The sequence below is a fragment of the Paenibacillus sp. yr247 genome (assembly GCF_900103825.1).
Taxonomy (GTDB): domain Bacteria; phylum Bacillota; class Bacilli; order Paenibacillales; family NBRC-103111; genus Paenibacillus_E.
In genome coordinates this window covers 1-1,180 of the sequence record NZ_FNIF01000080.1, presented here as the reverse complement: position 1 = coordinate 1,180, position 1,180 = coordinate 1, and the positions used below count along the sequence as shown (strand labels likewise).

The window sequence follows — 1,180 nt, the reverse complement described above, 5'->3', positions numbered from 1 at the left end:
GGTGTTGGCGCTGGTGTCGGATCTGGCGTTGGTGCCGGTGTTGGCGCTGGTGTCGGTGTTGGCGCTGGTGTCGGATCTGGCGTTGGTTTCGGGTTCGGACAGTTCACAGTTAAGTTGGAACCAGAAATATGGAATTCTTTGGCTACCAATGACCCATTGAAAGTACTTTTACTTCCGGTTATTTTCATTGAGCCGTAAGGTGCATAGAAAATTCCATTATACTCACTATTGCTTCCCGAAACTTCAATGTCTTTTAACGAGTAGAAGGCAACGGAGTCATTGCTTGAAGCATACTTTAATCCTGACCCGCTGATTTTAATGCTTCCGGTTGCAAACACAGTCCCGATTCCACTGACCTGACTTCCGGAGATTGTGACGTCACCATCCACAAAAATTACTCCATTTATTTTTGTGCTGCTTCCAGAAAAGTTTGTTTTTCCACTATACACTTTTGTTGCTTTTTGCTTGTAATCATCGCCATTTAACTGAAACATCCCCATAGGTGCAGACTTGACTTTCGAGTTAAATGTATTGTTGCTACCAGATGACTTAAATGAATTTGCATATTCCAATACGTCAATGGTATTCCTACTTCCGGCAACCACGACATTCCCGTTAATGTGAGCTTTACCATTGATACTGTTACCTGAGCCTGTTAAAGAGAATGTTTGATTCAAATCTCCTGCAAAGAGTGCATAATCAAAAATATTCTTCGCTTCACCTGCGTGCACCTCGTCCGCTAAAACCGTGTTGAGGGGCATTAATGCTAAACATGCTACCAAAAAAGCTCCTAGTAATCTCTTAAATTTGATCATTTTACTTTCTCCTCTCATTTAATTAAAAAAGATAAACACAACAGCAGGATGCTATTGTGTTTTCTAACACTTCGCAACCTGGCAATCTTAATAGTTTCTTAGTCCTATTGAAGACCCATGGCTTTGCGTCCCTACATTTCTGTAGGTTTGCCAAATATATTTAATTAATTGTAAACGAGAAAGCATTACTTGTTTGTCCATCAGCGTTGACGATTGTGACATTAACGATACCAGAGCCGCTTGGAACAGTAACTTTTAGACTTTTTGTAGTCATATATACGCTTGTAGCTTGAACTCCACCAAAATACACCTTCGAAGTACTAGCAAAGTTTAAACCATTAACATAGACAAGAGAACCGACAGGA

General features: G+C 40.6%; 2 protein-coding genes and 1 riboswitch. Both genes read right to left on the bottom strand.

Translation table 11 applies throughout. The annotated features are described in order from the left end of the window. The coding region (locus tag BLT91_RS32230) for a DUF7305 domain-containing protein (RefSeq protein ID WP_217635321.1) at positions 1-815 on the bottom strand (815 nt) is incomplete at its 3' end. A gap of 69 nt (positions 816-884) precedes the next feature. Then, positions 885-977, bottom strand: a riboswitch (cyclic di-GMP riboswitch). Beyond that, positions 976-1,180 (bottom strand): IPT/TIG domain-containing protein (locus BLT91_RS32495; protein ID WP_217635320.1); only part of this gene is annotated, 205 nt, incomplete at its 5' end. It overlaps the preceding riboswitch by 2 nt.